The organism is Streptomyces sp. NPDC102451 (assembly GCF_044765485.1).
Taxonomy (GTDB): domain Bacteria; phylum Actinomycetota; class Actinomycetes; order Streptomycetales; family Streptomycetaceae; genus Streptomyces.
Genome location: NZ_JBIWKD010000003.1, coordinates 600,054 through 622,024 on the forward strand (window position 1 = coordinate 600,054; position 21,971 = coordinate 622,024).

Here is a 21,971-nt window from a genome sequence, read left to right on the forward strand (position 1 = left end):
CCCACTCCTTCCGCACCCACTCCTTCCGCGCCCACTCCTTCCACACCGCCGCCCACGCCCGGCCCGGCGGCCCGCCACCGCGGTCTCGCGCTCGCGGTGATCGCCTCGGGGATGCTCACGCTCACCCTCGACGGCTCGATCGTCACCGTGGCGATGCCCACCATCCAGCGCGACCTGGGATTCACCTCCGCCGGGCTCAGCTGGGTGGTCAACGCCTACCTGATCGCCTTCGGCAGCCTGCTCCTGCTCGCGGGCCGGCTCGGCGATCTGCTCGGCCGCACCCGCATGTTCCTGGCCGGCACCGCCGTCTTCACCGTCGCCTCCCTGCTGGCCGGTGCGGCCACGACTCCCGCGCTGCTCATCGCCGCCCGCTTCCTCCAGGGGGTCGGCAGCGCGATGGCCGCCGCCGTCGGCCTGGGCATCCTCATCACCCTGTTCGGCGAGGCCCGCGAACGGGCCAGGGCCATCGCCGTGTTCTCCTTCACCGGGGCGGCCGGCGCCTCCATCGGTCAGGTGCTCGGCGGAATCCTCACCGACGCCCTCAGCTGGCACTGGATCTTCTTCATCAACCTGCCGATCGGAGTGGTCGCCCTGCTGGTCGCCCGCCGGGTCCTGCCCGCCGACCGCGGCATCGGGCTCGCCGCCGGGGCCGACGTCGTCGGAGCCGCCCTCGTCACGGCGGGTCTGATGCTGGGGATCTACACGGTGGTCAAGGTCGAGGAGTACGGCTGGGTCTCCGCCCCCACCCTCGGCCTCGGGGCGGTCGCCCTCGCGCTGCTCGGAGGGTTCGTCGTCCGCCAGGCCACCGCCCGGACCCCGCTCATGCCCCTGCGCGTCCTCCGTTCACGCAGTGTCGCCGGGGCCAACCTCGTCCAGGCCCTCATGGTGGCCGCGCTGTTCTCGTTCCAGATCATCGTCGCGCTGCACCTGCAGAACGTCCTCGGATACGGCGCCGCCGAGACCGGCCTCGCGATGCTCCCCGCCGCCGTCGTCATCGGCAGCGTGTCCCTGGGCGTCTCGGCCCGGCTGAACGCCCGGTTCGGCGAACGCGCCGTGCTGCTGACCGGGATCGTCCTGCTGATCGGCGCCCTCGGCTTCCTCACCCGGATCCCCACGGACGCGCGGTACCTCACCGACGTGTTCCCCGTGATGCTCCTCGCGGCCGGCTTCGGGCTGGCGCTCCCCGCGCTGACGGCCCTCGGGATGTCCGGTGCGGGCGAGGACGACGCCGGGCTGGTGTCCGGGGTCTTCAACACCACCCAGCAGATCGGCATGGCCATCGGCGTCGCGGTGCTGACCACACTGGCGGCGTCCCGGACCGAACGGCTGCTGGACGCCGGCCACCGCCGGGCCGAAGCCCTGACCGGCGGCTACCAGCTCGCGTTCACCGTCGGCACCGGACTGCTCGTCGCCGCCTTCGCCGTGGCGTTCCTCGTACTGCGCCCCACGCCCGCCCGCTCCGCACGCCCCTGAACCACCGGCTCCGAAAGGCGCACACCGTGAACACCACCGGAGAGACCAGAAGCGGCCCCCCGCCCCGCACCCTCACCGACCAGGCACTCTCCCGGATCCTGCGGGATCAGCAGTTCGGCGTGCTCGGGGCCGTCCGCTCCACCGGCCATCCGCACCTGTCGACCGTGCTGTACCGCTGGGACGCCGAGGAGCGCGTCCTGCGTGTCTCCTCCACCGAGGACCGCCTCAAGACCCGCATCCTGCGCCGGAATCCGCACGCCTCGCTGCATGTCCACGGCGGCGACGTCTGGTCGTTCGCCGTGGCCGAGGGCCTGGCGGAGGTATCCGGACCGACCACGCTGCCCGGCGACGCCGTCGGACGCGAACTGCTCTCCCTGACACCGGGTTTCGACACCCCCGAGGAAGAACGGGCCTTTCTGGAACAGGCGGTGGCCGAACACCGCGTGGTCATCCGCCTCCGGGTCTCCCGGCTGTACGGAGCGGCCCTGGACGTCGAAGCGGCCGGACAGTGACCCACGACCTGGCCTTCGACGCCGTGCTCTGCGACCTCGACAACGTGGTCCGCTTCTACGACGTGACGCACCTGGCCGCACTGGAGCAGGCGGCCGGTCTGCCGGAGGGCACGACGGAGGACATCGCGTACGCCCCCGAGACCGACCTCCCGCTCCTCCTGGGCCGGATCACCCTGGAGGAGTGGGCGGAGACCGTCGCGCGCGCCCTCGCCGACCGGGTCGGCGAGGCGAAGGCCCGGGAGCTGGGCCGGGCGCTCGCGGAGGCGCCGTTCCGTGCGGACACGGCGGTGGTCGCCCTGCTCCGCCGGATACGGGCGCGCGTACCGCTGGTGCTGGTCACCAACGCCACGCCCCGGCTGGCCGACGACCTCGCCGCGCTGGGCCTCACGGACCTGGCCCACCACGTGGTGAGCAGCGCCGTCGAGGGGGTCGCCAAGCCCGATCCCGCGATCTACCGGATCGCCGCCGCACGGGCCGGGGTGCCGGTGGACCGGTGCCTCTTCGTGGACGACAGCCGCGAGAACGTCGATGCGGCCGTCGCGCTCGGCATGACCGGAGTACATTTCCGCGAACCGTCCGACCTGCACGGGCCGTTCGGCATCACTCCGGGAGAGGCATGAGCGAGGACGAGGAAGAGATCCTGCACGGCGGCATGACCAACGTGGGCGCGGTCGTCCGCCGCGGGGACACGGTCGAGCGGCCTGCCCTGCCCCACGCCCCGGTCCTGCACGCCCACCTGAGGGCACTGGCCGCGGCGGGCTTCGACGGGGCTCCCACCCCGCTGGGGACGAGTGAGGACGGCCTGCGGGAACGGCTCAGTTACCTCCCCGGCGATGTACCGCTTCCGCCCTTCCCCTCCTGGGCGCTCACCGACGAGGCGCTGCACTCGGTGGCCGTCCTGCTGCGGCGGCTGCACCGGGCCTCCGCATCCCTGCCCGTGGACCGCACCGTCCGGTGGCCGGCCGAACTGGCCGACCCCGAAGCCGACCCCGAAGCCGGATCGGAGCCGGACACCGCCCTGATCCTCTGTCACAACGACATCTGTCCGGAGAACGTGGTCTTCCGCGAGGGCCGCGCCGCCGCCTTCATCGATTTCGACCTGACCGCGCCCGGCCGCCCGCTCTGGGACGTCGCGACAACGGCCCGCTACTGGGTGCGGCTGTCCGGGGAGGACCCCGGCGCGGCGCACCGGCTCCGCGTCCTCGCCGACGGCTACGGCCTGACGGCGGAGGAGCGCGCCGGGCTTGTCCCGGCGATCGAACAGGCCGCCGCGGCGGCCCGCGCCTTCACCGAGCGGCGGGTGCGCGACGGCAGCCCCGTCCATGTACGCGCGCTCGCGGACCGCGGCGGCTGGGAGCGCTGGGACCGCCACCAGGCATGGCTCGCCGCGAACCGCGCCGTGCTCACCGAACGGCTCCTCCGGGAGCAGCGATGACCAGCCCGTCCCGCAGCTGTGCGAAGGCCAGGCCGGCCGCCGCCACCGCGTCGCCGTGCACCTCGCCGGCGCTCTCCCCCGCGTCCACCCGCCGCCAGTTCTCCATGGCCAGGATCCGCAGTACGGCGATGATCTGACCCGCCGCGAGCCGCGCCGCCACCGGGCCGCCGGGGTCCAGGGCGCGGGCGAGCGCCGCTTCGGAACGGCCCTGGTAGCCGTACAGACGGGCGACGAGCGACGGGGTTCCGTAGAGCAGGCGGTGGAAGGCCAGCACGTGCGGGTTGTCGCAGAGCCCGGTCACCGGGTCGTGGCGGTCCAGGCCCTCCAGGAAGTGGCGGCGCAGCGCGTCCAGGGGGGAGACGCCGTCCGGCCGGCCGGCGACGACGCGGGCCGCCTCGTCCTCGTGGTCGGCGAACCGGTGCAGGACCAGGTCCTCCTTGGCCGGGAAGTACCGGAACAGCGTCGGCTTCGAGATGTCGGCCGCCGCCGCCACCTCGGCCACCGAGACCTTGTCGAAGCCCCGTTCGAGGAACATCGCGATCGCGGCCTCGGAGACCGCCTGGTAGGTCAGCTGCTTCTTGCGCTCGCGCAGGCCGCCCTTCCCGCCGCTCCCGCTGCCGCTCCCGCCGTCCCGCACACCCTGGCTCATGACGGCGCACCCTTCGCGATGAGTGCCTCGACCCCGTCGAGGACCCGCTCCAGGCCGAACCGGAACTCGTAGTCGGCCTCGTCGGGTTCGCTCAGGACGTCGGTGGTCAGCAGCCTGGACAGCGCCGGATGACGGACGGGGTCGACGAGACGCTGCACCGTCCGCTCCCACTGCGCCATCACCTCCTCCGGCGAGACGCCCTTCGCCTCGACGGCGGCGGCGAGATCGCTCATCAGCAGGGCCTCGTTCCGCACGAAGCCCGAGACGAAGAGGATGACGGAGATCTTGTCGCCCTCGGCCAGTCCGCTGCCCTCCAGCGCCTGGAGGCCCTGTTCCCACCAGGCGACCGAGTGGGGGCTGGCCGGCGGGCCCGAGATCGGGATGCGCAGGGACCACAGGCTGCGCTGGAACATCCGGCGCTGCGCCCACGCCCACTGGCTCAGCGCCTCCCGCCAGCCCGCCCCCGTCTCCAGGGCCGGCAGCGGCTCGGGAACCCCCATGGCCGCCTCCTGCATGAGGACGTACAGCTCCTCCTTGGCGGAGACGTAGCGGTAGAGCGACATCGTGGAGGCGCCCAGCTCCTTGGCGACCCGGCCCATCGAGACGGCGGAGAGCCCCTCCGCCGCGGCGACCCCCACGGCCGCGGCGACGATGCGGTCCAGCGTCAGGCCCGGCTTCGGGCCCTTGACCGGACGCTCACGCAGTCCCCACGCGGCCTCGATGCTGGCCGGCAGGCCCGTACCACCCGACGCGCTGCTGTTCTCCGTCACCCGAAGCCGCCCTTTCCCGGTAATGGCTTGCCACCATCCTAGGTTTGCGTAATGCTTACACAGTAGCGCGTACGACATACGCAGAAGGGGGATCGTCATGAGCTCAGCCATGAGCACAGCCATGAACGACGTCATGATCGAGGCGCACGGCCTGACCAAGTCCTACGGAAAGCCCGGGACCGGGGTCCGGGTTCTGGACGGCTTCGGCCTCCGGGTCCCCCGCGCCGGGATCCACGCGCTGCTCGGCCCCAACGGCGCGGGCAAGACCACGACGGTGCGGATCCTCGCCACCCTCACCACGGCCGACTCCGGCACGGCGCGCGTCGCCGGGTACGACGTCGTCGCCGACCGGCGCCGGGTGCGCCGCGCCATCAGCCTGACCGGGCAGTTCGCCGCCGTGGACGAGACGCTGACCGGCGAGGAGAACCTCCGCATGATGGCGCGGCTCTCCGGCCGGACCCGCGCCCAGGCACGGACCCGTGCGGAGGAACTCCTCGCCCGCTTCGACCTCACCGACGCGGCCCGCCGCCAGGCCCGTACGTACTCCGGGGGCATGCGGCGCCGCCTCGACCTGGCGGCGGGGCTTGTCGGCTCGCCCGAGCCGGGCGTCTTCTTCCTCGACGAGCCCACCACCGGCCTCGACCCCCGCAGCCGCCGGGAGCTCTGGCAGGTGGTCCGCGACCTCGCCGGCCGGGGGGCCGCGGTGCTGCTCACCACCCAGTACCTGGAGGAGGCGGATCAGCTCGCCGACCGCATCACCGTGCTCGACAAGGGCGTCTGCGCCGCCGAGGGCACCCCGCAGGAGCTGAAGTCACGCGTCGCCGGACACCGTCTGGACCTCGTCCTCAGCAGCCGCGAGGCCTACCTCAGGCTCGCCGGCCGCGCCGTCCACCACTCCCCCGAGACCCTCACCCTGGGCATCCCCACGGACGGCACCGCCGCCCACATCCGCGCCCTGCTCGACGAGACCGACCCGCACCGCACCGACGTCGACCGCTTCTCCCTGCACAGCGCGACCCTCGACGACGTGTTCCTCGCCCTCACCACCGAGAAGACGGAGGCACCGTCCCATGTCTGACGCCCCTGGAGCCCTGACCCACGCCACGGTCATGACCGGCCGCAGCCTGCTCATCAGCCGCCGCAACATCGACGCCGTCATCACCTCGATGATGCTGCCGATCATGCTGATGCTGATCTTCGTGTACTTCTTCGGCGGCGCGATCGACACGGGCACGCAGTACGACTCGTACGTCATGTACGTCGTCCCCGGCGTCCTGTTCCTGTGCGCCGGCTTCGGCTCGGCCACCACCGCGGTGGCCGTGAGCGAGGACATGAAGGGCGGCATCATCGACCGCTTCCGCTCCCTGGACATCGGCGGGATGCCGATCCTGGCCGGCCACGTCGTGGCGAGCACCGTGCGCAACCTGGTCTCCACCACGCTGGTCTTCGCCGTCGCCCTGCTCATCGGCTTCCGCCCGGCCGCCACCCCGGCCGGCTGGCTCGCAGTCGCCGCGGTGCTCATCGCCTACATCGTGGCCCTGTCCTGGATCTCGGCGGCGATCGGCCTGCTCGCCCGCACCCCGGAGGCGGCCGGCGGCTTCACCTTCTTCATGTCCTTCCTGCCCTACCCGAGCAGCGCGTTCGTCCCGGTCGACAGCATGCCCGGCTGGCTCCACGGCTTCGCCGACCACCAGCCGGTCACCCCGGCCATCGAATCCCTCCGCACCCTCCTGCTGGACCAGCCGGTGGGCAACGCCCCCTGGACCGCGCTCGCCTGGGCGGGCGGGATCCTGCTGGTGGCCGTGGCCCTGTCGGGGGTGCTCTTCAGGGTGCGGACGCGGTGACGCGGGAGCGCGTCCCGAACCACTGCGCGTAGGCACTCGCGACCTGCCGGAGCGTGGGAGCGGCCGGCATCCCCGGAACCTCCTGCGCCCCGGCCAGCGCCAGCTGCACCCGCCGCGCGACCCGGGGGAGCTTGCGCCAGTTCAGCTTGCCGCCCTGCTGCTCCAGCGCCAGAGCACCCCGGATGACGTCGGTGTACACGGACTGGGCCTGCTTGTACGCGAGCAGCACGGGCAGATCCTGCCGCCACCCGGCGGTGGCGTCCGGCCGGGCGCTCTCCACCGACGACTGCCAGATGCGGCAGATCCGTTCCCGCTCCCGCTCCGGATAGCGCATCAGGTGCAGATGGGTCGCCAGGTCGTACAGCGGATCACCGAACAGGGCGAGTTCCCAGTCGATGGTCCACAGATCGCCCCGGCGGTCGACGATGAAGTTGGCACGGTGCAGATCACCGTGGACCAGGGTGAACGGCCGGGACGCCAGCCGCCCGGCCCGCTCCACCATGCTCTCCAGCGCGGTGCCGTCCACACCCAGCTGTTCGAACAGGCCGTGGTACGGGGCACCGTGCTCCTGGTAGACGCGCTCGTACGTGAAGTGGATCAGCCGGTCCAGGAAACCTGCGCAGTCCCCTTCCTCGGCAAGGTCCTCGGCATGGCAGATCTGCTCGACATCGATCTCACCGGACTTGATCGCCGCCATCTCGGCGAGAAGTTGGCCGAGTTGGTCGCCATGACGCGGCGAGAGCGGCCGGCTCGGCAGCACACCGCGGCCCAGCGTGCGCCCTTCGACGAAGCCCTGCAGCAGGACGCCGGGCGCGACCTCGATGATCTCCGGGATCCTCTGCACCCGCCCCTGCAGGGCCGCCAGCAGCGGTTCCTCGGAGCGGAAGCACCGCCGGTCGTACCCGAACAGCCCGGGCCGCCGCTCCCGCACCTTGCCGCGCCGCGACACGGCACCCAGCGTGTTCCCCGGCGGAAGCGGAATGACGTACGTCTCGTGGTGGTGTCCCCGCAGCGGGCCTTCGATCGCCCGGTCGCCGTACTCCAGTCCGGCTCTGTCCGCCGCAGCCCGGTAGACCTCGGACTGTACGTCGACTGTCATCAGCGGCGGCCTCATGGATGCGGAACTCAGGAACTGACGAGGAAGATACCCCGTTGATCGCCGGGACGCGGGAATTTGACACCGCCGTCACCCGACCGTTTCGGCCGGCCGTTCCGCCCGGCCGCGCGGTGGGCCCGCCCCGCTCGTCGTGGCGCGCCGAACGCCGCCCACTCACCGTTCGAGAAGCCCGGTGAACGTACGGACACTCACGTCCGCGCCCGCGCCGTGGAGTTCCTCGTACTTCCTGGTGTCCTCCGCGTACCCGAGAAAAGTCACCCCGGCCTTGCCCGCCGCCAGCCGGTCGGCGGCCGAGTCACCGATCATCAGCGCGTCCGCGGCGGAGGCGCCGGTCGACTCCAGGGCCCGGTGCAGGCAGTCCGGATCCGGCTTGAGCCGCGCGGGGTCAGCCGTACGCCCGTGTATGTGCCCGCCGAAACAGGAGACCAGGCCCTGACGGGCGAGGTAGGCAGTCACCGCGCGGCGTGAGTTGTTGGTCGTGACCGCCAGGCGTGTGCCTGCCGCTTCCAGCGCCCGCACGAGCTCGGCCGCACCCTCGGTCGGTACGGCCTCGTCCGCGGCCAGGGCCTCCTCCTCGGCTGTGAGCAGGTCGTCCAGCGCGGTCAGCAGGGCGTGGTCGTCCGGGAACAGCTTCCAGGCCTCCACCAGCACGCCGAGCGGATCGCCGCGTTCCACTCCGGCGGCCACCGACACGGGGTCATGGCCGAACTCCGCCAGCCTCCCGGAGAGCCGTTGCGCGACCTCCACGCCCTTCCGGCCGGGGAAGAGCCTGCACAGCGGCCCGTCGAAGTCGAAGAGGACGCAGGTGGCGGACAGGAGCAGGGCGTACGGGTCGCTCACGTGCGGTCGGGTCACGACGCTCCGTCCGTGGGGGGACTGCGGGCAGGTGCGGGGCACGCGCGAGAGCACGGAACCGCGCAGGGGCCCGCGTCCACACCCTCATAGTGCCCGGGCACCCCACCGCAGCATTCCGGGAACCGTGCTCCCGCGTCACCTGTTCAGCTTCAGCTCTGTCGCGACAGTGGTCCACAGGCCGTCGAACCACCCGGCCGACTCCGCGACGAAGGCCTCGTCCCGCACCCCGCCCTCTCCGGTGAAGGGAAAGAGGGTCGAGTCGCTCCCCAGCACGTCGAACAGCTCCACCGGCCTGCCGTCGATCTGCTCCGCGCGCCTGGTGACGGTGTAGTAGGCGAACAGCGCCTCCTTCCCGTTCAGGAGGTAGATCTTCACGGGAGGGGTGAACGGCAGCGCCCGGAAGGTCACTTCGACATCGAGATCGCGCGTGCTGCGCAGCGCCAGCAGATTGTGCCGCAGAGAGGCGCCCTGGACGTTACGCAGATCCAGCCAGCGCTCATGGACCTGCCTCGTGTCGCCGGCGTCGTCGGCCGGCCGGGGGAAGGCCAGCTCCAGATGGCGGTCGGGCAGCAGGATGCGCACCTTGACCGAGCGCGGGGCGATGCGGCCGGACCGTATCCGCTGCAAGGGCTCCGCCAGCGCCAGTGCCAGGGACTCCGCCGTCAGGCAGAGCGCGTCGATGCGCACGTCGGGCTCGTCGAACGCCGCGAGGATCCGCGGTCCCAGGCCGGCCGCCGTCTGCTGCGGCTCCTCGCCGTCGGCCGGGCCGGTGGCCGGGAGCGGGCCCGCGACACGGGCCGGGGCTCCCCTGGTCACGTCGGTGAGCAGGCCCTCCGCCTTCAGGTGCTCCAGCGCGCGCCGGACCGCGCCGCGCTGGACTCCGAATTCCCGGACGAGTTCGGCCTGGGTCGGCATGTGATCACCGGCCCGCAGTTCGCCGGTGTGGATACGCGTGCGCAGGATGCCCGCCACCTGTTCGGCGGAGGGCCTTCCGGCGCCGTTCGTCGCTGTGCGCTCAGGGGTCACAACAGAACGCTACAACTTCTTGCCATCTGGCGGAAGATGTTCGCGCGTTGGTTACTACCACCGACCAAGTGGGGACAATCCTAAGGGGGTTGGTGACCAACTTGACCAACACCCCCCCGTACGTAACCCAGTTCATGGCTGCCCCGTCCAACGCCGTACGGGTACAGCTCGCGCATCGGCCGCTTCCCGGAGCCCTGGCTCCCCACCTCCTCAGGAGGGACCGCCATGCCAATCGTCATCTTCGCCGTCGAGCGGTACCTGGAATGGAAATTCGGCGTCATGAGCACCTTCGCCGCCTCGCTGCTGATAGGAGGCCTGAAGTCCGGCAGCGGACAGTGCGCCACCGCCGGGGCGGTGCTCCTCGCCGTCCTCGTGGTGGGTACAGCCCTCTGACACCCGTCAGGACACGTCAGGACACGAACGCGTCAGAACACGTCCGGGCACCACGCCCGCCGCGCCGTCCGGAACACCGCCTCCGCCCTGGCGGACGCTCCCGGGCGGTGCTCGTCGATCCGCCCCAGCGCCGTCAGCCGCACCGGGGACTCGTCGCCCAGGTAGAGCGCCGCCAGTTCCGCCACGTCCAGCATGAGGTCGGGGTCCCGTTTCGTGGGCACGCAGGAGGCGCCGGACGGGGAGACCTCCAGCAGGAAGCGGCCGCTCGCCAGGCCTGTCCCGTCCCGGACGTCCAGGACCAGGGCGGCGTCGGTCGCGTACGTCCGTGCCTCAAGGGCGCGGGGGATGTCCAGGACGCGCAGCCACAGCCAGTCCGCCTGGGTCACGACGCGGGCGGCGCGCGGGTCCGGGAGGAGCAGCGGGAGGAGGTCGTCGGGGGCGCGGTAGCCCGAGCGGACCGTGGTGATCCAGTCGATGGAGCAGACGAAGTGCCACAGGGCGCGTTCCGCCGCCGGGGTCGTCGCGAGCATGTCGACCACCGTCGCCTTGTTCAGCGGCTGCTTGCGGTCGCCCCAGTTGTCGTCGGCGCGGTAGGCGATCAGCCCGTCCGTATCGCCGTCCGCCGACCGGTACACCGCGTAGAACGGCTCCGTCCATGTCTCGGACGCCGGGATGTCCACACCGGTGTTGCGCTGCCACCAGCGCTCGTCCCGGGAGACCACGCCGTGCTGCCGTGCGGCGAGACGCGCGTGGAGCTCGGGGCCCAGCTTCCGTACGTCCGCGCCGTCCACCAGCTCGATCCGGCCGCCGTCCGCCCCGGAGGGGACCCGGGCGCGCGGGTCGAGGCCCGCCCGGGGGACGTCGATCTCCCACTCGGTGGTCCAGGAGCCGGGCCCGAATCCGTACCGCCCGTAGATCGGGTACTCGGCCGCGATCAGCGAGGCGACCACGTCGCCGCGCTCCTTCGCCGCCGCCAGGTCCCTCGCCATCATCCGGCTGAGCAGCCCGCGCCGGCGGTGCGTCGGGGTGACCGTGACGCCCGTGATCCCGTCGGCCCGGACCTTCGCGCCGCCGACGACGGTCAGCTCCTGCGCGAACGACCGGAAGGTCGCCACACAGCGCCCCGCGTCGAACACCCCCTGGACACGGGAGAGATCGGTGTGTTCCAGGCGCACCGCGACCTCCTCCTCCGCCGGCACCGAAGCCGACGCCCGGAGGAAACCGGTCCCCACGGCGCGCATCCAGTCGGGGAATTCGGCTGCGGAGACGGTATGCGGATCAAGGCTCATACGGCCCACGCTAGACACGACGCGTCCGGGATGTCGCGCGCTTTTCCGGCCCGCTCCTGCCCGGGACCCCCGCTCAGAACGCCGCCCGGATCCCGCCCACCTCCGCGTCGCCGCCCAGCAGCGGCGCACGCCCGATGCGGGACACCACCGGGGCGTCCACGCCCAGCAGTTCGAGGGAGCGGGCCAGCACCGGGCCCAGGGCGCGGACGGAGCCGTCGTCGATCTTGAAGGCCAGGGCCCGGCCGTCCGGGAGCGCCACCGCCTGGACCGCCTCCGCGCCCATCTTGGAGAGCGTGCCCGGCACCTCCCGCATCAGCCAGGTGTCCGGCCGCCGTGTCCCCGCGACGTACTCCGGGTGCGCCCGCATCGCGTCCGCGACCCGGCGCTCCGCACTGCCCGGCTCCGCCAGCACGAACGACCGGAAGGCACGGGCCAGACCCACCAGGCCGATCGCCATCAGCGGCGCCCCACAGCCGTCCGTGCCGATCGCCGCGACGGGCTCGCCCGCCGCCTCCGCCACGACCTCGCCGACCAGCCGCTGGAGCGGGTGGGACGGGTCGAGATACGTCGCCGTGTCCCAGCCGTTCCGTACGCAGACGGCGAGCATCGCCGCGTGCTTGCCGGAGCAGTTCATGGTGAGCGGCTCCCGCACGCCCCCGGCGGCGAGGTACGCCTCCGCCTCGACCGGGTCCAGCGGCAGATCGGGCGGCGTCTGCAGGTCGTCCGGCTTCAGCCCGTGCTCGGCGAGCATCGTGCGGACCAGTTCGAGGTGGAAGCCCTCACCGGAGTGGCTCGCGGCCGCCAGGGCCAGCCGCTCCCCCGAGAGGTCGAGCCCGGCCCGCAGGATCGCGGCGGCCTGCATCGGCTTGTTGGAGGAGCGCGGGAAGACCGGGGCCGCCGGGTCGCCGAGCGCGAACTCGACGCTCCCGTCCGCGGCCAGGACGACCAGCGACCCCCGGTGGTGGCCCTCGGTGAAACCGGACCGTACGACCTCGGCGAGCACCGGGGGCACGGACGACGGCGAGGAGAAGGAGGCTATGGAGGAGGTCATGGGGTGGGTGGCCTTCCGGGGACGGGCGTGACCCGCCCCCGGAAGGGTCGCCTCAGGCGAGCAGGTCCTCTACTTGTGCTTCCCCGTCACGGTACCTGCGGGCGATCTCCGCGCTGCAATCGTCGACGGTCCGCTGGAGCCGGTGGCGGCGCCTGGACACCTGCTGCTCGTAGCGGACGAGCCGTCCCATGGCGGTGAGGAGCTCTTCGTCCGTCCGGGCGTCGAGGTCGGAGAGCTCGACCTCCGCGAGCGTGTCCGCCGCCAGCTGCCGGTACTCGTCGCTGCGCGGCGTGGTGAGGGTGACGTGCCGGGCCGAGGAGCGGTGGACGGACGGGGTGTCGGCGAGGATCTCCGAGAGCCGGTCCACCACGGGCGACTCGGGGTCCACCCGGCGGGCGAGCTCGGCCCGCAGGATGTCGATCCGGCCCTGCACCAGACGGCGTACGTAACTGAGGTCCGCCTCGTCGCGCTGTGCGTCACGGCGCAGGGTGCGCAGCTCCGGCAGCCGCAGTCCGCCGAAGCCGGGCTGCGGACGTACGGAGGCCAGTCCTTCGACCGCACCGCCCCCGGTCTGCCCCGGCACGGACACCGCGCCCGGCAGCTGCACGGGCGGGGCGGGCAGCTGGCCCGGTGGGGTACCGGTCCGCTGCACCGGCGGCCGCAGACCGGCGGCTGTACGTGTCCCTGGTACGGCACCGGGTGATGGCCCGGTTCCCTGTGTCGTCATGATGTTCCGTCCCCTCGACCGGTGCGTCGGCACACCGACACCGTGCATGGTGCCACTACGCAGGGTGTTCACGCAGGTGCTCTGTACCCGTTCAGCCCAAGATAGGTTGGTCTGTATGCGTGCAGTGATACAGAGAGTGGACGGCGCGAGCGTCACCGTGGCGGGCGCCGCGGACGACGCGTCGGGGACCGGAACGGTCGGCGAGATCGTCGGCGAGGGCCTGTGTGTGCTGGTGGGAGTCACTCACGGCGACACCGCGGAGAAGGCGGCACAGCTCGCCCGCAAGCTGTGGACCCTGAGGATCCTGGAGGGCGAGAAGTCCTGCTCGGACGTGAATGCACCGCTTTTGGTCATTTCGCAGTTCACTCTCTACGGGGACGCCAGGAAGGGCCGCAGGCCCACGTGGAACGCCGCCGCGCCGGGCGAGGTCGCCGAGCCGCTGGTCGACGAGGTGGTGGCCCAGCTGCGCGCGCTCGGCGCACAGGTGGAGACGGGCCGGTTCGGGGCGGACATGCGCGTCACGCTCACGAACCACGGCCCGTTCACCGTGCTGGTCGAGGTGTAGACGGCCTCTCCGGCGCGTCTACGGCTCGACGACCGTCTCCTGGGCCGCCGCGGTGTCACCCGCGATCAGCTCCGCGTCCACCGCGACGTTCCGCTTCACCAGCGCCAGGGCGATCGGCCCCAGCTCGTGGTGGCGTGCCGAGGTGGTGATGAAGCCGAGCTGGCGGCCCTCCTCGCCGTCTGCGGCGAGCCGGACCGGCGTCCCGTGGCCGGGCAGATGGACCTCGCTGCCGTCGAGGTGCAGGAAGACGAGACGGCGCGGCGGCTTCCCCAGGTTGTGGACACGGGCGACCGTCTCCTGCCCCCGGTAGCAGCCCTTCTGGAGATGCACGGCGCTGCCGATCCACCCCAGCTCGTGCGGGATGGTGCGGTGGTCGGTCTCGAAGCCCAGCCGCGGGCGGTGCGCCTCGACGCGGAGCGCCTCGTACGCCAGGATCCCGGCCACCGGGCCGTGCGCGGCGGCGTACGCCTCCAGGTCGGCCCGGGGCAGGAAGAGGTCGCGGCCGTGCGGCGTCTCCCGTACGGCGACACCGGCCGGGGCCTCGGCGATGGAGCCGGCCGGGAGGTGCACGACGGCGATGTCCGCGGTGCGGTCGGCGACCTCGACCCGGTAGAAGAACTTCATCGACTCCAGGTACGCGATCAGCTCCCCCTGGGTCTCCGGCTCGGCGTGCATCCACACCGTCGTACCGTCGTCGACCAGGTAGAGGGCGTGCTCGATGTGCCCGTTGGCGGAGAGGATCAGCGCCTCGGTCGCCTGGTTCGGCGCGAGGTCGCTGACGTGCTGGGTGAGCAGCAGATGCAGCCAGGCCAGCCGGTCGTCGCCGGTGACCGTGACGACCGCGCGGTGCGAGAGATCGACGAGACCTCCGCCGTCGGCCAGTGCGCGTTGCTCACGGAACAGGTCGCCGTAGTGCGCGGCGACGCCTTCGTCGCGCCCCTCGGCGGGGACGGCGCCGGGCAGGGACAGCAAGGGGCTCTTCATGCGACCAGCGTACGACCCGTGCGTCCCGGTCTACCGGGCGCTGCCGGGTTCGTCCTGCGGTCCGGCCGCCGCCGCCTTCGCCGCGCAGTCGGCACAGCGCCCGAAGATCGCGAAGTGCTTCATGTCCGTCTCGAAGCCGAACGTGTCCCGCAGCTTCGCCGTGAAGTCGGAGACCACACCGACATCGGCCTCGATGACGTTCGTGCAGTCACGGCAGACGAGGTGGATGTGGTGGTGCCGGTCGGCGAGGTGGTAGGTCGGCGCGCCGTGCCCGAGGTGGGCATGACTGACCAGCCCGAGCTCCTCCAGGAGCTCCAGGGTCCGGTAGACGGTGGAGATGTTCACACCCGACGCCGTCCTGCGCACCTCGCTGAGGATGTCGTCGGGCGTCGCGTGCTCCAGGGTGTCCACGGCCTCCAGGACCAGCTGACGCTGAGGCGTCAGCCGGTAGCCACGCTGCCGAAGATCGGTCTTCCAGTCGGTGCTCACCACACGCCCAGTGTAGGGCGGGGCGAGCACCCGCAGGCCGAGGATCCCGGCGGACCGTCCACTCGGAGAAGCGGACCGCCTACTTGAAGACCGCCTACTTGAAGACCGTCTACTTGAAGAAGGCGATGCCGTCGTCCGGCATGTCCCCGAGGCTCTTCGCCATCTCGGCGACCTCCTCCGGGGTGACGACCTTCTTCAGGTGCGCCGACATGTACGGCCGCAGCTCCACGTCGGGGGTGGCCTTCTCGCCGACCCACATCAGGTCGCTGTTCACATAGCCGTAGAGGCGCTTGCCGCCGCTGTACGGGCCGGAGGCGGCCGTGCGGGCCACCGCGTCGGTGGCGATGTCGATCTGCGGCTTCTGCTTCGCGAGCTCGCCGTACCAGACCTCGACGATGCCCTGGTCGCGGACCATGACGACCTCGACCTTGCGGTCCTTGTCGACGCGCCAGTAGCCGGACTCGGACTCCAGCGGCTTGACCTGCTTGCCCTCGGCGTCCAGCACCCAGGAGTGCGAGACGTACTCGATGAAGTCGCGGCCGTCGTGGCTGAAGGTGACTTCCTGGCCGAAGTTGCACTTCTCGGCGCCGGGGAAGTCGGAGACGCCCGCACCCGCCCAGTTGCCGAGGAGGAAGGCCAGCGGCACGAGGTCCGGGTGAAGGTCGGACGGAATCTCGATCATGAGCGGCTCAGACGATCTGTGAGGGTGTCGGAAGGTGTTCGGCGAGGGTCAGCGCTGGCCCTGGTACAGCTTCTTCACGGTCACGGCGGCGAAGGCGAGCACGCCGACGCAGACCAGGACCAGCAGGGCGGAGAAGAAAGCCTCAAGCACGGGAGCTCCTCGGAACGAACGACATGACGGCAGCAAGCGGCCGGGCCTCCAGCCTAATGGGTGGGGGCCCGGCACGGCGGCCCGGGGTTTCCCCCGGGCCCGGTCGGCTCAGCCCAGGAGCTGGTTCTGCAGGATCAGCGTCTGGTGGAACGGAACGGTTTCCGTGCCCGCCTTCCCCTTGCGGCTGTGGACGACCAGGGCGACGGTGTCCCCGGCCAGCACGTAGGCGTAGCGGACCTGCTCGGCGCCGTGGGGCTCGGGCACGGAGTAGACGTGCGCCGTGGTGAATTCCGCCCCGGCCGTGGACGTCCAGTCCTCGTCGAACACGGGCTCGGTGGTCCCGGCGAGGGGGCGCGGCAGCGAGTCGTCCCCGTAGAGCTCGTCGTAAAAGGCCGTGGAGTACGCCACCGAGTTGAACTGGAGCAGATAGATCCGGGACGACGTCCCGTCCGGCATGGTCCAGCCGCGGGCGGCTGTGTGCCGCAGGGCGGAGTCCTTGAGGTGCTGGTCGAGAACGGCCCGGTCGCCCTTGCCGTACTCGGCGGTGAACCGGGCGGTGTCCACCCAGCCGCCGTCGAGCTCCTTGTCCACCGTGGCCCCGGCCGGCGCCGGCAGCAGCAGGCGCCGCAGGTCCGCGTGGTGGACCTCCGCGGTGTTGGAGTCGCTGAACGGACGGGGCGCGCCGGCGGGCAGGGCGGGCAGGGTCAGTGCCGGGTAGTCCCACCTCCCGTCGTCCCGCGTGGCGAGCCCCGGTACGTCGGTGCGCTTCATCGACGTGATGCCGGCGACCGTGCCGGCTCCCAGCCCGCCCATGACGAGCACGGCGGCCGTCCACCGGAGGACGGCCCGCAGGACGCGGCGCGGCGGGCGGGGCGCGGCGGGCCCGGGGTCCTCCTCCTGCGCGGGAGGAGGCGGCGGGTCCTGCGGCACCGGCGGGAGGGTGGCCGGGGCGGGAGCGGTCACGTCGGCCGGTGGGGCCGTCTGCTCGGTCATATGTACTCCCCCGGGGACGTGATGTGGTCCAGCTGGTCCTTCAGCAGTTCGGCGACGGCCGCCTTGTCGACGGGCTTGATGCCGGTCGCCCGGTAGGTGATGCTCAGCTCACCGTCGTACGCCGCGCACACCATGTCCTCGATGCCGCTGTCGCTGTCCTTGGGCTGCAGGTAGCAGGTCGCCTTGCGGGTGTGGCCCTTGACCTTCGGGCCGTCGCGGAAGATTCCGACGAGGTCGAACAGCTCTGTCTGGAAGGTGTAGAAGTTCCGGACGGCGCCGGTGTCCTTCATCCGCACGATCTCGGCGTGCACCTCCAGGTCGTTGTCCTCGGAGACGTACGACCGGAGAGCGAGGCCCTGCACGCGGAGCTTGTCGATCTGCTTGTCGTACTCCCGGCGCTTCTTGCCCGCGAGCCCTCGGCTGGACTCCTTCATCGCGGCGACGGCCCGCCTGCCGTCCACCTCGTCGTCGTTGCCGTGCTCACCGTCGTCCGGACCGAGCCGGTAGCCCTTGGGCACCGGCAGCAGCAGCTTGCTGAGCTCGGTGTCGTGCCTGCCACGGCTCGTGTCCCCCGCAGGGTCCTTGCCGGGCTCACGCTCGGACACCTTCCAGATGGTGGTCTCCACGGTGCGGTCCGCACCGTCCACCGTGGCCTTCGTGTAGCCGGCGGCACCTCCGACTGCGCCCAGCACCAGCACGAGGGGGAGGGCCGTGAGCAGGATCCGCCGGGCCCGGCGGGACCGCGAGGGGGCGTCCGGGGTGTCGGGCGTCCCGGGGAGCGGTGCCGCGCCGGAGGGCTCGGGCGGGGTCATGTCGTTCACACGCGCTCCAGCTGTCGCTCGGCCAGCGTCCGGATGTCCTTCTTGCTGATCGGCCGGTTGTCGTAGAGATTGACCTCGATCATGATGTCGCCGCGGTGCATGACGGCCCTGGCCCGGTAGAAGGGCAGATAGCCGGGCTTCCGGTCGACGCCGTAGACGTAGTAGCGGCCCTCGCCGCTCCCCTTGACCGCATCGCCCTCGTTGCCCGCACCCCGTGCTTCGGGCATGTACGAGCGCTGGCCGTCGGCGAAGCCTGCGGCCGCCGTGTCCGCCCCGGAGGAGAACTGGACGAGACGGATCGCCGCCTCGCGATGTGCGCCCTTCTTCCAGGACGCCCCCGCGATGCGGCGTATGTCGGACTCCAGGAAGTACTCGTACGTGGAGTCGTCGTGGGTGAAGTCGCGCGCGAGGTCCCCCACGCTCATCCAGCCGTCGTCCAGCCAGTCGGCGTCCTTGTTCTCGCTCCAGCCCGCCGGGCGGTCGATGATCAGCTTGCGCAGATCGCCGTCCGTCGCGACCTGGTGGTCCTGGGAGGCGGGCAGCGGGGCCGGAACCTTGTCCGCGGGAAGCGGCTTCGCCGGGTAGGCCAGCTCCGTCTGCGACAGCGCGGGCAACTGCGACGGAGGCCGCTGTGCCTGGATGCCGTAGCCGATCGCCGTGCCACCGGAGATGCCGAGCAGGGCCGCGGCGGCGATGAGCAGCGTCGTACGGCCCCGTGGGCGCGGGCGTACGGATGCGGCGGGCGGCTCGGCGGGTGCCGTGGCCGGCGGCTCGGCGGGCGCGCCGGAAATGGTGTCGTTCGGTTCCAAAAGGGGTCCCCCCCAAGAGACCTGAGGCGCAGGTTCCATTACCTGCGCACACAACTGACCCACAGGTCACAGGGGAGGTTGCCCGGCCGAGGATTACAGTTCGGTACATGCCGAAGAAGCTCGTGATCAAGGTGACCGCCGGGGCCGATGCCGCCGAGCGCTGCTCGCAGGCCTTCACCGTGGCGGCCGTGGCCGTCGCCAGCGGGGTCGAGGTCTCGCTGTGGCTGACCGGCGAGTCCGCCTGGTTCGCCCTGCCAGGACGCGCCGCCGAGTTCGAACTGCCGCACGCGGCGCCGCTGCCCGACCTGATCGACTCGATCCTGGCCGGTGGCGGGATCACGCTCTGCACCCAGTGCGCGGCGCGGCGCGACATCACCGAGGCGGACGTCCTGGAGGGCGTGCGGATCGCCGGTGCCCAGGTCTTCGTGCAGGAGGCCATGGCGGACGGCACCCAGGCCCTCGTCTACTGATCCGTATCAGCGGATCACCGCATCACCGGCGGTGGTCCCTGCCGTCGAGCTCGTCCCACCACTCGTCCGACTGCGGGTCGCCCGTGCGCTTCTCGCGGGTCGTGGGGCGGCCGGGCGGGCGGGAGACCCGGGACGGGTCGTCGTACCAACGGTCCTCGGGCCCACGGCGGTTGGCGACGATCGCGGCGACGGGCGGGATGACCATGGCGACCACGCACATCGCGACGGCCGCCGGGATGGACCACAGGCGCACGAAGGCCCAGGCGGAGACGAAGAGGAAGAGGCATCCGCCCATCATCAGGAAATAGACGCGCCTGCGCCGCTCGTACATATATCCAGCGTAGAGCTCTCCCGCGAGGACGCGAACGCTGAACGGCACGAAGGGCCGCACCCCTGATCAGGTGGCGTCCAACCCCCTGGGGTGCGGCCCTCCGGCCGTATGTGCGCGTGAACTACACGGCGATGGCGACCTCGGCGAGACCACCGGTCTGCGCCACGACCGTGCGGTCGGCGGTGCCGCCCGGAACCAGGGCGCGGAGCGTCCAGGTGCCCTCGGCCGCGTAGAAGCGGAACTGCCCGGTCGCCGAGGTCGGGACCTCGGCGGTGAACTCACCGGTCGAGTCCAGCAGACGGACGTAGCCGGTGACGGGCTCGCCGTCACGGGTCACGCTGCCCTGGATCGTCGTCTCGCCCGGCTTGATCGTCGAAGCGTCGGGGCCGCCGGCCTGTGCTCCACACATGGTGTTCTGTCCTTCTGGTCGGGGTCCTGCGGATCAGGGTGCTGCTGGATTACTTGTTGGCGCCGAGCTCGATCGGCACGCCGACGAGGGAGCCGTACTCGGTCCACGAACCGTCGTAGTTCTTGACGTTCTCCTGGCCGAGCAGCTCGTGCAGCACGAACCAGGTGAGCGCGGAGCGCTCACCGATGCGGCAGTACGCGATGGTGTCCTTGGCCAGGTCGACCTGCTCGTCCTCGTAGAGGGCCTTGAGCTCGTCGTCCGACCTGAACGTGCCGTCGTCGTTGGCGTTCTTCGACCACGGGATGTTGCGGGCGCTCGGCACGTGGCCGGGGCGCTGCGACTGCTCCTGCGGGAGGTGCGCCGGGGCGAGCAGCTTGCCGCTGAACTCGTCGGGCGACCGTACGTCGACCAGGTTCTGGCTGCCGATGGCCTTCACGACGTCGTCGCGGTAGGCGCGGATCGACTCGTCCTGGGCCTTGGCCTTGTACTGGGTGGCCGGGCGCGTCGGGACGGCGTCGGTCAGGTCGCGGGAGTCGAGCTCCCACTTCTTGCGGCCGCCGTCGAGCAGCTTCACGCTCTCGTGGCCGTACAGCTTGAAGTACCAGTACGCGTAGGAGGCGAACCAGTTGTTGTTGCCGCCGTAGAGCACGACCAGCGTGTCGTTGCCGATGCCCTTCTCGGACAGGAGCTTCTCGAAGCCGGCCTGGTCCACGAAGTCACGGCGGACCGGGTCCTGGAGGTCCTTGGTCCAGTCGATCCGGATCGCGTTCTTGATGTGGTTCTTCTCGTACGCCGAGGTGTCCTCGTCGACCTCGACGATGGCGACCTGCGGGTCGTCGATGTGGGCCTCGACCCAGTCGGCGTCGACCAGAACGTCTGCGCGGCTCATGTGTTTCTCCTCCGGGGCAGTCTGCGGCGGGGTGGTGCGGAGTGCGAGGTGCGAGGTGTACGCGCAGGTGCTTGGAGCGGAACGCGTACGGGAGGCACGGGTTCGGCCCTGACATCGTCGAAGGGCCGGGGGGAAACGGGAGAAAGGTCCCGCTCAGAAGGTGCGACAGAGCATGGCGGCGACGCGGCACAGGTCTACTGCCCGCCGCTTCGTGAGGTCCGCCTGTCGCTTCATGCGTCCGATCGTAGGGAGGTACGGGTGGAGATGTCACCGTCGTGTCGGATGATGAGACACGATCGTCCGCTATGCGAGACGCGCGCCGCTCCCGGCCCCTCGGCGGCCCCGGATCGGGCGGCCCTCGGGCGGCGTTCATCTACGGAACGGACCCGTCCGTCTCACTATCCGGATCGGCCGTCCGGACCGCCTCCGCGGTCCCCCTACCCCGCCCCGCCGCGGGTTATCCGTGGGCGCCGGCTCCGTCAGCCCGCGAGCCGGATGTCGGCTCCGGACATCGATATCTCCAGGCCTCCCGGCGCCACCTCTATCTTCTCCAGCTCCAGGCCCTCGGGCAGCCCGCCGATCCCGCGCTCGAAGTCGGTCTTCTTCCTGACCAGGCCCTCCAGGCCGGGGATGCCCTCGCCCGGGACCTCGTCGGCGTGCACCTTGACGGTGTCCCCGTCGACCAGGGTGACCGTGGAGAGCACGCTGCGCGTGACCGTCTGCCCCAGCAGGGGGATCCGGACCGCGCCGGTGACCTTGACCTTGCCGTCGCCGCCGTAGGCGACCGTGACGCCGTCCTCGGCGGCCGCGGTGAGCGCCTCGTACGAGACCAGGGCCGTCCCGGTGGCCCGGGAGGCCGTCGCGCTGGAGTAACCGCTGGCCACCTTCAGGTGGTGCAGCTGGGCCTGGATCTTCCTGATCTGCAGATGCCGCCCGCCCGCTCCGGCCTGGACCTCCGTGACCGTCACGTCGACACGGTCGAACTCGGAACCGGCCACCTGGGTCAGGAAGGGGAAGCCCTTGATCGAGACCCGGGTCGTCCCGGCCTCGGCCCCGCCGAAGGAGATCCGCCCCTCGGCCTCCGACTCCGCGAAATGCAGGGCCACGCGGTCCACGGCGACGAAGACGCCGCCCAGCACCACGGCGATGATCAGCAGTATTCGCAGTGCTCGCATGCCTGTTGTTCCCCCACTCGGACCGGCCGGACCCCTGGTGCACGTGAGCCTACTGCCGCGTGT

At 71.5% G+C, this 21,971-nt stretch carries 28 protein-coding genes; 9 read left to right on the forward strand and 19 right to left on the reverse strand.

Annotated features, from left to right (window positions below):
• Window positions 1-111: 111 nt before the first annotated feature.
• From ACIRD8_RS09905 to ACIRD8_RS09920, 4 genes are read left to right on the forward strand one after another with little or no spacing between them, the layout of a single operon-like run.
• Window positions 112-1,473, forward strand: coding sequence for an MFS transporter (locus ACIRD8_RS09905; RefSeq protein ID WP_403988719.1), 1,362 nt, complete (start codon window positions 112-114; stop codon window positions 1,471-1,473).
• Between the two features lie 26 nt (window positions 1,474-1,499).
• Complete coding sequence (locus tag ACIRD8_RS09910; protein ID WP_403988511.1) at window positions 1,500-1,985, forward strand: pyridoxamine 5'-phosphate oxidase family protein; 486 nt, start codon at window positions 1,500-1,502, stop codon at window positions 1,983-1,985.
• The gene (locus ACIRD8_RS09915; RefSeq protein WP_403988513.1) at window positions 1,982-2,605 is read left to right on the forward strand and encodes an HAD-IA family hydrolase; all 624 of its coding nucleotides are present in this window, start codon (window positions 1,982-1,984) and stop codon (window positions 2,603-2,605) included. The genes ACIRD8_RS09910 and ACIRD8_RS09915 overlap by 4 nt, the downstream gene beginning before the upstream one ends.
• Window positions 2,602-3,420 carry a phosphotransferase enzyme family protein gene (locus tag ACIRD8_RS09920; RefSeq protein ID WP_403988515.1) on the forward strand — a complete coding sequence of 273 codons (819 nt, stop codon included), beginning with the start codon at window positions 2,602-2,604 and terminating at the stop codon, window positions 3,418-3,420. The genes ACIRD8_RS09915 and ACIRD8_RS09920 overlap by 4 nt, the downstream gene beginning before the upstream one ends.
• Here ACIRD8_RS09920 and ACIRD8_RS09925 read toward each other — a convergent pair.
• Window positions 3,389-4,069, reverse strand: coding sequence for a TetR/AcrR family transcriptional regulator (locus ACIRD8_RS09925; protein ID WP_403988517.1), 681 nt, complete (start codon window positions 4,067-4,069; stop codon window positions 3,389-3,391). The two genes, ACIRD8_RS09920 and ACIRD8_RS09925, sit on opposite strands and share 32 nt — an antisense overlap.
• The gene (locus ACIRD8_RS09930; RefSeq protein WP_403988519.1) at window positions 4,066-4,839 is read right to left on the reverse strand and encodes a TetR/AcrR family transcriptional regulator C-terminal domain-containing protein; all 774 of its coding nucleotides are present in this window, start codon (window positions 4,837-4,839) and stop codon (window positions 4,066-4,068) included. The genes ACIRD8_RS09925 and ACIRD8_RS09930 overlap by 4 nt, the downstream gene beginning before the upstream one ends.
• 109 nt (window positions 4,840-4,948) lie before the next feature.
• Here ACIRD8_RS09930 and ACIRD8_RS09935 point away from each other — a divergent pair, with 109 nt between their 5' ends.
• Together ACIRD8_RS09935 and ACIRD8_RS09940 are read left to right on the forward strand one after the other, a co-directional pair.
• Window positions 4,949-5,917, forward strand: coding sequence for an ATP-binding cassette domain-containing protein (locus tag ACIRD8_RS09935; RefSeq protein ID WP_403988721.1), 969 nt, complete (start codon window positions 4,949-4,951; stop codon window positions 5,915-5,917).
• Window positions 5,910-6,683, forward strand: a complete 774-nt coding sequence (locus ACIRD8_RS09940; RefSeq protein ID WP_403988521.1) for an ABC transporter permease — start codon at window positions 5,910-5,912, stop codon at window positions 6,681-6,683. The genes ACIRD8_RS09935 and ACIRD8_RS09940 overlap by 8 nt, the downstream gene beginning before the upstream one ends.
• On the opposite strand, the gene ACIRD8_RS09945 is transcribed toward ACIRD8_RS09940, so the two are convergent.
• The 3 genes from ACIRD8_RS09945 to ACIRD8_RS09955 all read right to left on the reverse strand — a co-directional run bounded on the left by ACIRD8_RS09945 (window position 6,664) and on the right by ACIRD8_RS09955 (window position 9,681).
• Window positions 6,664-7,782: a phosphotransferase family protein gene (locus ACIRD8_RS09945; RefSeq protein WP_403988523.1), complete on the reverse strand. Its 1,119-nt coding sequence runs from the start codon at window positions 7,780-7,782 to the stop codon at window positions 6,664-6,666. The genes ACIRD8_RS09940 and ACIRD8_RS09945 overlap by 20 nt on opposite strands.
• A gap of 171 nt (window positions 7,783-7,953) precedes the next feature.
• Window positions 7,954-8,655, reverse strand: coding sequence for an HAD family hydrolase (locus ACIRD8_RS09950; RefSeq protein ID WP_403988525.1), 702 nt, complete (start codon window positions 8,653-8,655; stop codon window positions 7,954-7,956).
• A gap of 135 nt (window positions 8,656-8,790) precedes the next feature.
• Complete coding sequence (locus tag ACIRD8_RS09955; protein ID WP_403988527.1) at window positions 8,791-9,681, reverse strand: GntR family transcriptional regulator; 891 nt, start codon at window positions 9,679-9,681, stop codon at window positions 8,791-8,793.
• Window positions 9,682-9,906: 225 nt separating this feature from the next.
• On the opposite strand from ACIRD8_RS09955, the gene ACIRD8_RS09960 reads away from it, so the two are divergent.
• Window positions 9,907-10,074, forward strand: coding sequence for a hypothetical protein (locus ACIRD8_RS09960; RefSeq protein ID WP_403988529.1), 168 nt, complete (start codon window positions 9,907-9,909; stop codon window positions 10,072-10,074).
• Window positions 10,075-10,106: 32 nt separating this feature from the next.
• Here the strand turns inward: ACIRD8_RS09960 and ACIRD8_RS09965 are convergent, their stop codons facing one another.
• The 3 genes from ACIRD8_RS09965 to ACIRD8_RS09975 all read right to left on the reverse strand — a co-directional run bounded on the left by ACIRD8_RS09965 (window position 10,107) and on the right by ACIRD8_RS09975 (window position 13,141).
• Complete coding sequence (locus ACIRD8_RS09965; RefSeq protein WP_403988531.1) at window positions 10,107-11,363, reverse strand: GNAT family N-acetyltransferase; 1,257 nt, start codon at window positions 11,361-11,363, stop codon at window positions 10,107-10,109.
• Between the two features lie 73 nt (window positions 11,364-11,436).
• Window positions 11,437-12,414 carry an asparaginase gene (locus ACIRD8_RS09970; RefSeq protein ID WP_403988533.1) on the reverse strand — a complete coding sequence of 326 codons (978 nt, stop codon included), beginning with the start codon at window positions 12,412-12,414 and terminating at the stop codon, window positions 11,437-11,439.
• A gap of 52 nt (window positions 12,415-12,466) precedes the next feature.
• A complete protein-coding gene (locus ACIRD8_RS09975; protein ID WP_403988535.1) occupies window positions 12,467-13,141 on the reverse strand; it encodes an ABC transporter substrate-binding protein in 675 nt (224 codons plus the stop codon).
• A 115-nt stretch (window positions 13,142-13,256) separates the two neighbouring features.
• Here ACIRD8_RS09975 and dtd point away from each other — a divergent pair, with 115 nt between their 5' ends.
• Window positions 13,257-13,706 carry a D-aminoacyl-tRNA deacylase gene (gene dtd, locus ACIRD8_RS09980; protein ID WP_403988537.1) on the forward strand — a complete coding sequence of 150 codons (450 nt, stop codon included), beginning with the start codon at window positions 13,257-13,259 and terminating at the stop codon, window positions 13,704-13,706.
• Between the two features lie 18 nt (window positions 13,707-13,724).
• Here the strand turns inward: dtd and ACIRD8_RS09985 are convergent, their stop codons facing one another.
• From ACIRD8_RS09985 to ACIRD8_RS10010, 6 genes are all read right to left on the reverse strand, one after another.
• Window positions 13,725-14,690: a YgfZ/GcvT domain-containing protein gene (locus ACIRD8_RS09985; RefSeq protein WP_403988539.1), complete on the reverse strand. Its 966-nt coding sequence runs from the start codon at window positions 14,688-14,690 to the stop codon at window positions 13,725-13,727.
• A gap of 30 nt (window positions 14,691-14,720) precedes the next feature.
• Window positions 14,721-15,182 (reverse strand): Fur family transcriptional regulator, encoded by a 462-nt coding sequence (locus tag ACIRD8_RS09990; protein WP_403988541.1) that lies wholly within the window; start codon window positions 15,180-15,182, stop codon window positions 14,721-14,723.
• A 106-nt stretch (window positions 15,183-15,288) separates the two neighbouring features.
• Window positions 15,289-15,861: an FABP family protein gene (locus tag ACIRD8_RS09995; protein ID WP_403988543.1), complete on the reverse strand. Its 573-nt coding sequence runs from the start codon at window positions 15,859-15,861 to the stop codon at window positions 15,289-15,291.
• A 258-nt stretch (window positions 15,862-16,119) separates the two neighbouring features.
• The gene (locus ACIRD8_RS10000; protein ID WP_403988545.1) at window positions 16,120-17,004 is read right to left on the reverse strand and encodes a hypothetical protein; all 885 of its coding nucleotides are present in this window, start codon (window positions 17,002-17,004) and stop codon (window positions 16,120-16,122) included.
• Window positions 17,001-17,825 carry a hypothetical protein gene (locus tag ACIRD8_RS10005; protein ID WP_403988547.1) on the reverse strand — a complete coding sequence of 275 codons (825 nt, stop codon included), beginning with the start codon at window positions 17,823-17,825 and terminating at the stop codon, window positions 17,001-17,003. Before ACIRD8_RS10005 ends, ACIRD8_RS10000 begins: the two co-directional genes overlap by 4 nt.
• The gene (locus tag ACIRD8_RS10010) at window positions 17,822-18,634 is read right to left on the reverse strand and encodes a hypothetical protein (protein WP_403988549.1); all 813 of its coding nucleotides are present in this window, start codon (window positions 18,632-18,634) and stop codon (window positions 17,822-17,824) included. Before ACIRD8_RS10010 ends, ACIRD8_RS10005 begins: the two co-directional genes overlap by 4 nt.
• 107 nt (window positions 18,635-18,741) lie before the next feature.
• Between ACIRD8_RS10010 and ACIRD8_RS10015 the strand changes: the two genes are divergently transcribed.
• Window positions 18,742-19,104, forward strand: coding sequence for a DsrE family protein (locus ACIRD8_RS10015; RefSeq protein ID WP_403988550.1), 363 nt, complete (start codon window positions 18,742-18,744; stop codon window positions 19,102-19,104).
• A 22-nt stretch (window positions 19,105-19,126) separates the two neighbouring features.
• Here ACIRD8_RS10015 and ACIRD8_RS10020 read toward each other — a convergent pair whose 3' ends face one another.
• From ACIRD8_RS10020 to ACIRD8_RS10040, 5 genes are all read right to left on the reverse strand, one after another.
• Window positions 19,127-19,435 carry a DUF3099 domain-containing protein gene (locus ACIRD8_RS10020; protein ID WP_403988723.1) on the reverse strand — a complete coding sequence of 103 codons (309 nt, stop codon included), beginning with the start codon at window positions 19,433-19,435 and terminating at the stop codon, window positions 19,127-19,129.
• Window positions 19,436-19,556: 121 nt separating this feature from the next.
• Window positions 19,557-19,844, reverse strand: a complete 288-nt coding sequence (locus ACIRD8_RS10025) for a DUF1416 domain-containing protein (RefSeq protein WP_014154938.1) — start codon at window positions 19,842-19,844, stop codon at window positions 19,557-19,559.
• Window positions 19,845-19,893: 49 nt separating this feature from the next.
• Window positions 19,894-20,733 carry a sulfurtransferase gene (locus tag ACIRD8_RS10030; RefSeq protein ID WP_403988552.1) on the reverse strand — a complete coding sequence of 280 codons (840 nt, stop codon included), beginning with the start codon at window positions 20,731-20,733 and terminating at the stop codon, window positions 19,894-19,896.
• A 153-nt stretch (window positions 20,734-20,886) separates the two neighbouring features.
• Entirely contained in the window at window positions 20,887-20,967 is an 81-nt protein-coding gene (locus ACIRD8_RS10035; RefSeq protein ID WP_350310325.1) for a putative leader peptide, read from the reverse strand.
• 245 nt (window positions 20,968-21,212) lie between these two features.
• Window positions 21,213-21,908 (reverse strand): DUF2993 domain-containing protein, encoded by a 696-nt coding sequence (locus ACIRD8_RS10040; protein WP_403988554.1) that lies wholly within the window; start codon window positions 21,906-21,908, stop codon window positions 21,213-21,215.
• Between the last annotated feature and the right edge of the window lie 63 nt (window positions 21,909-21,971).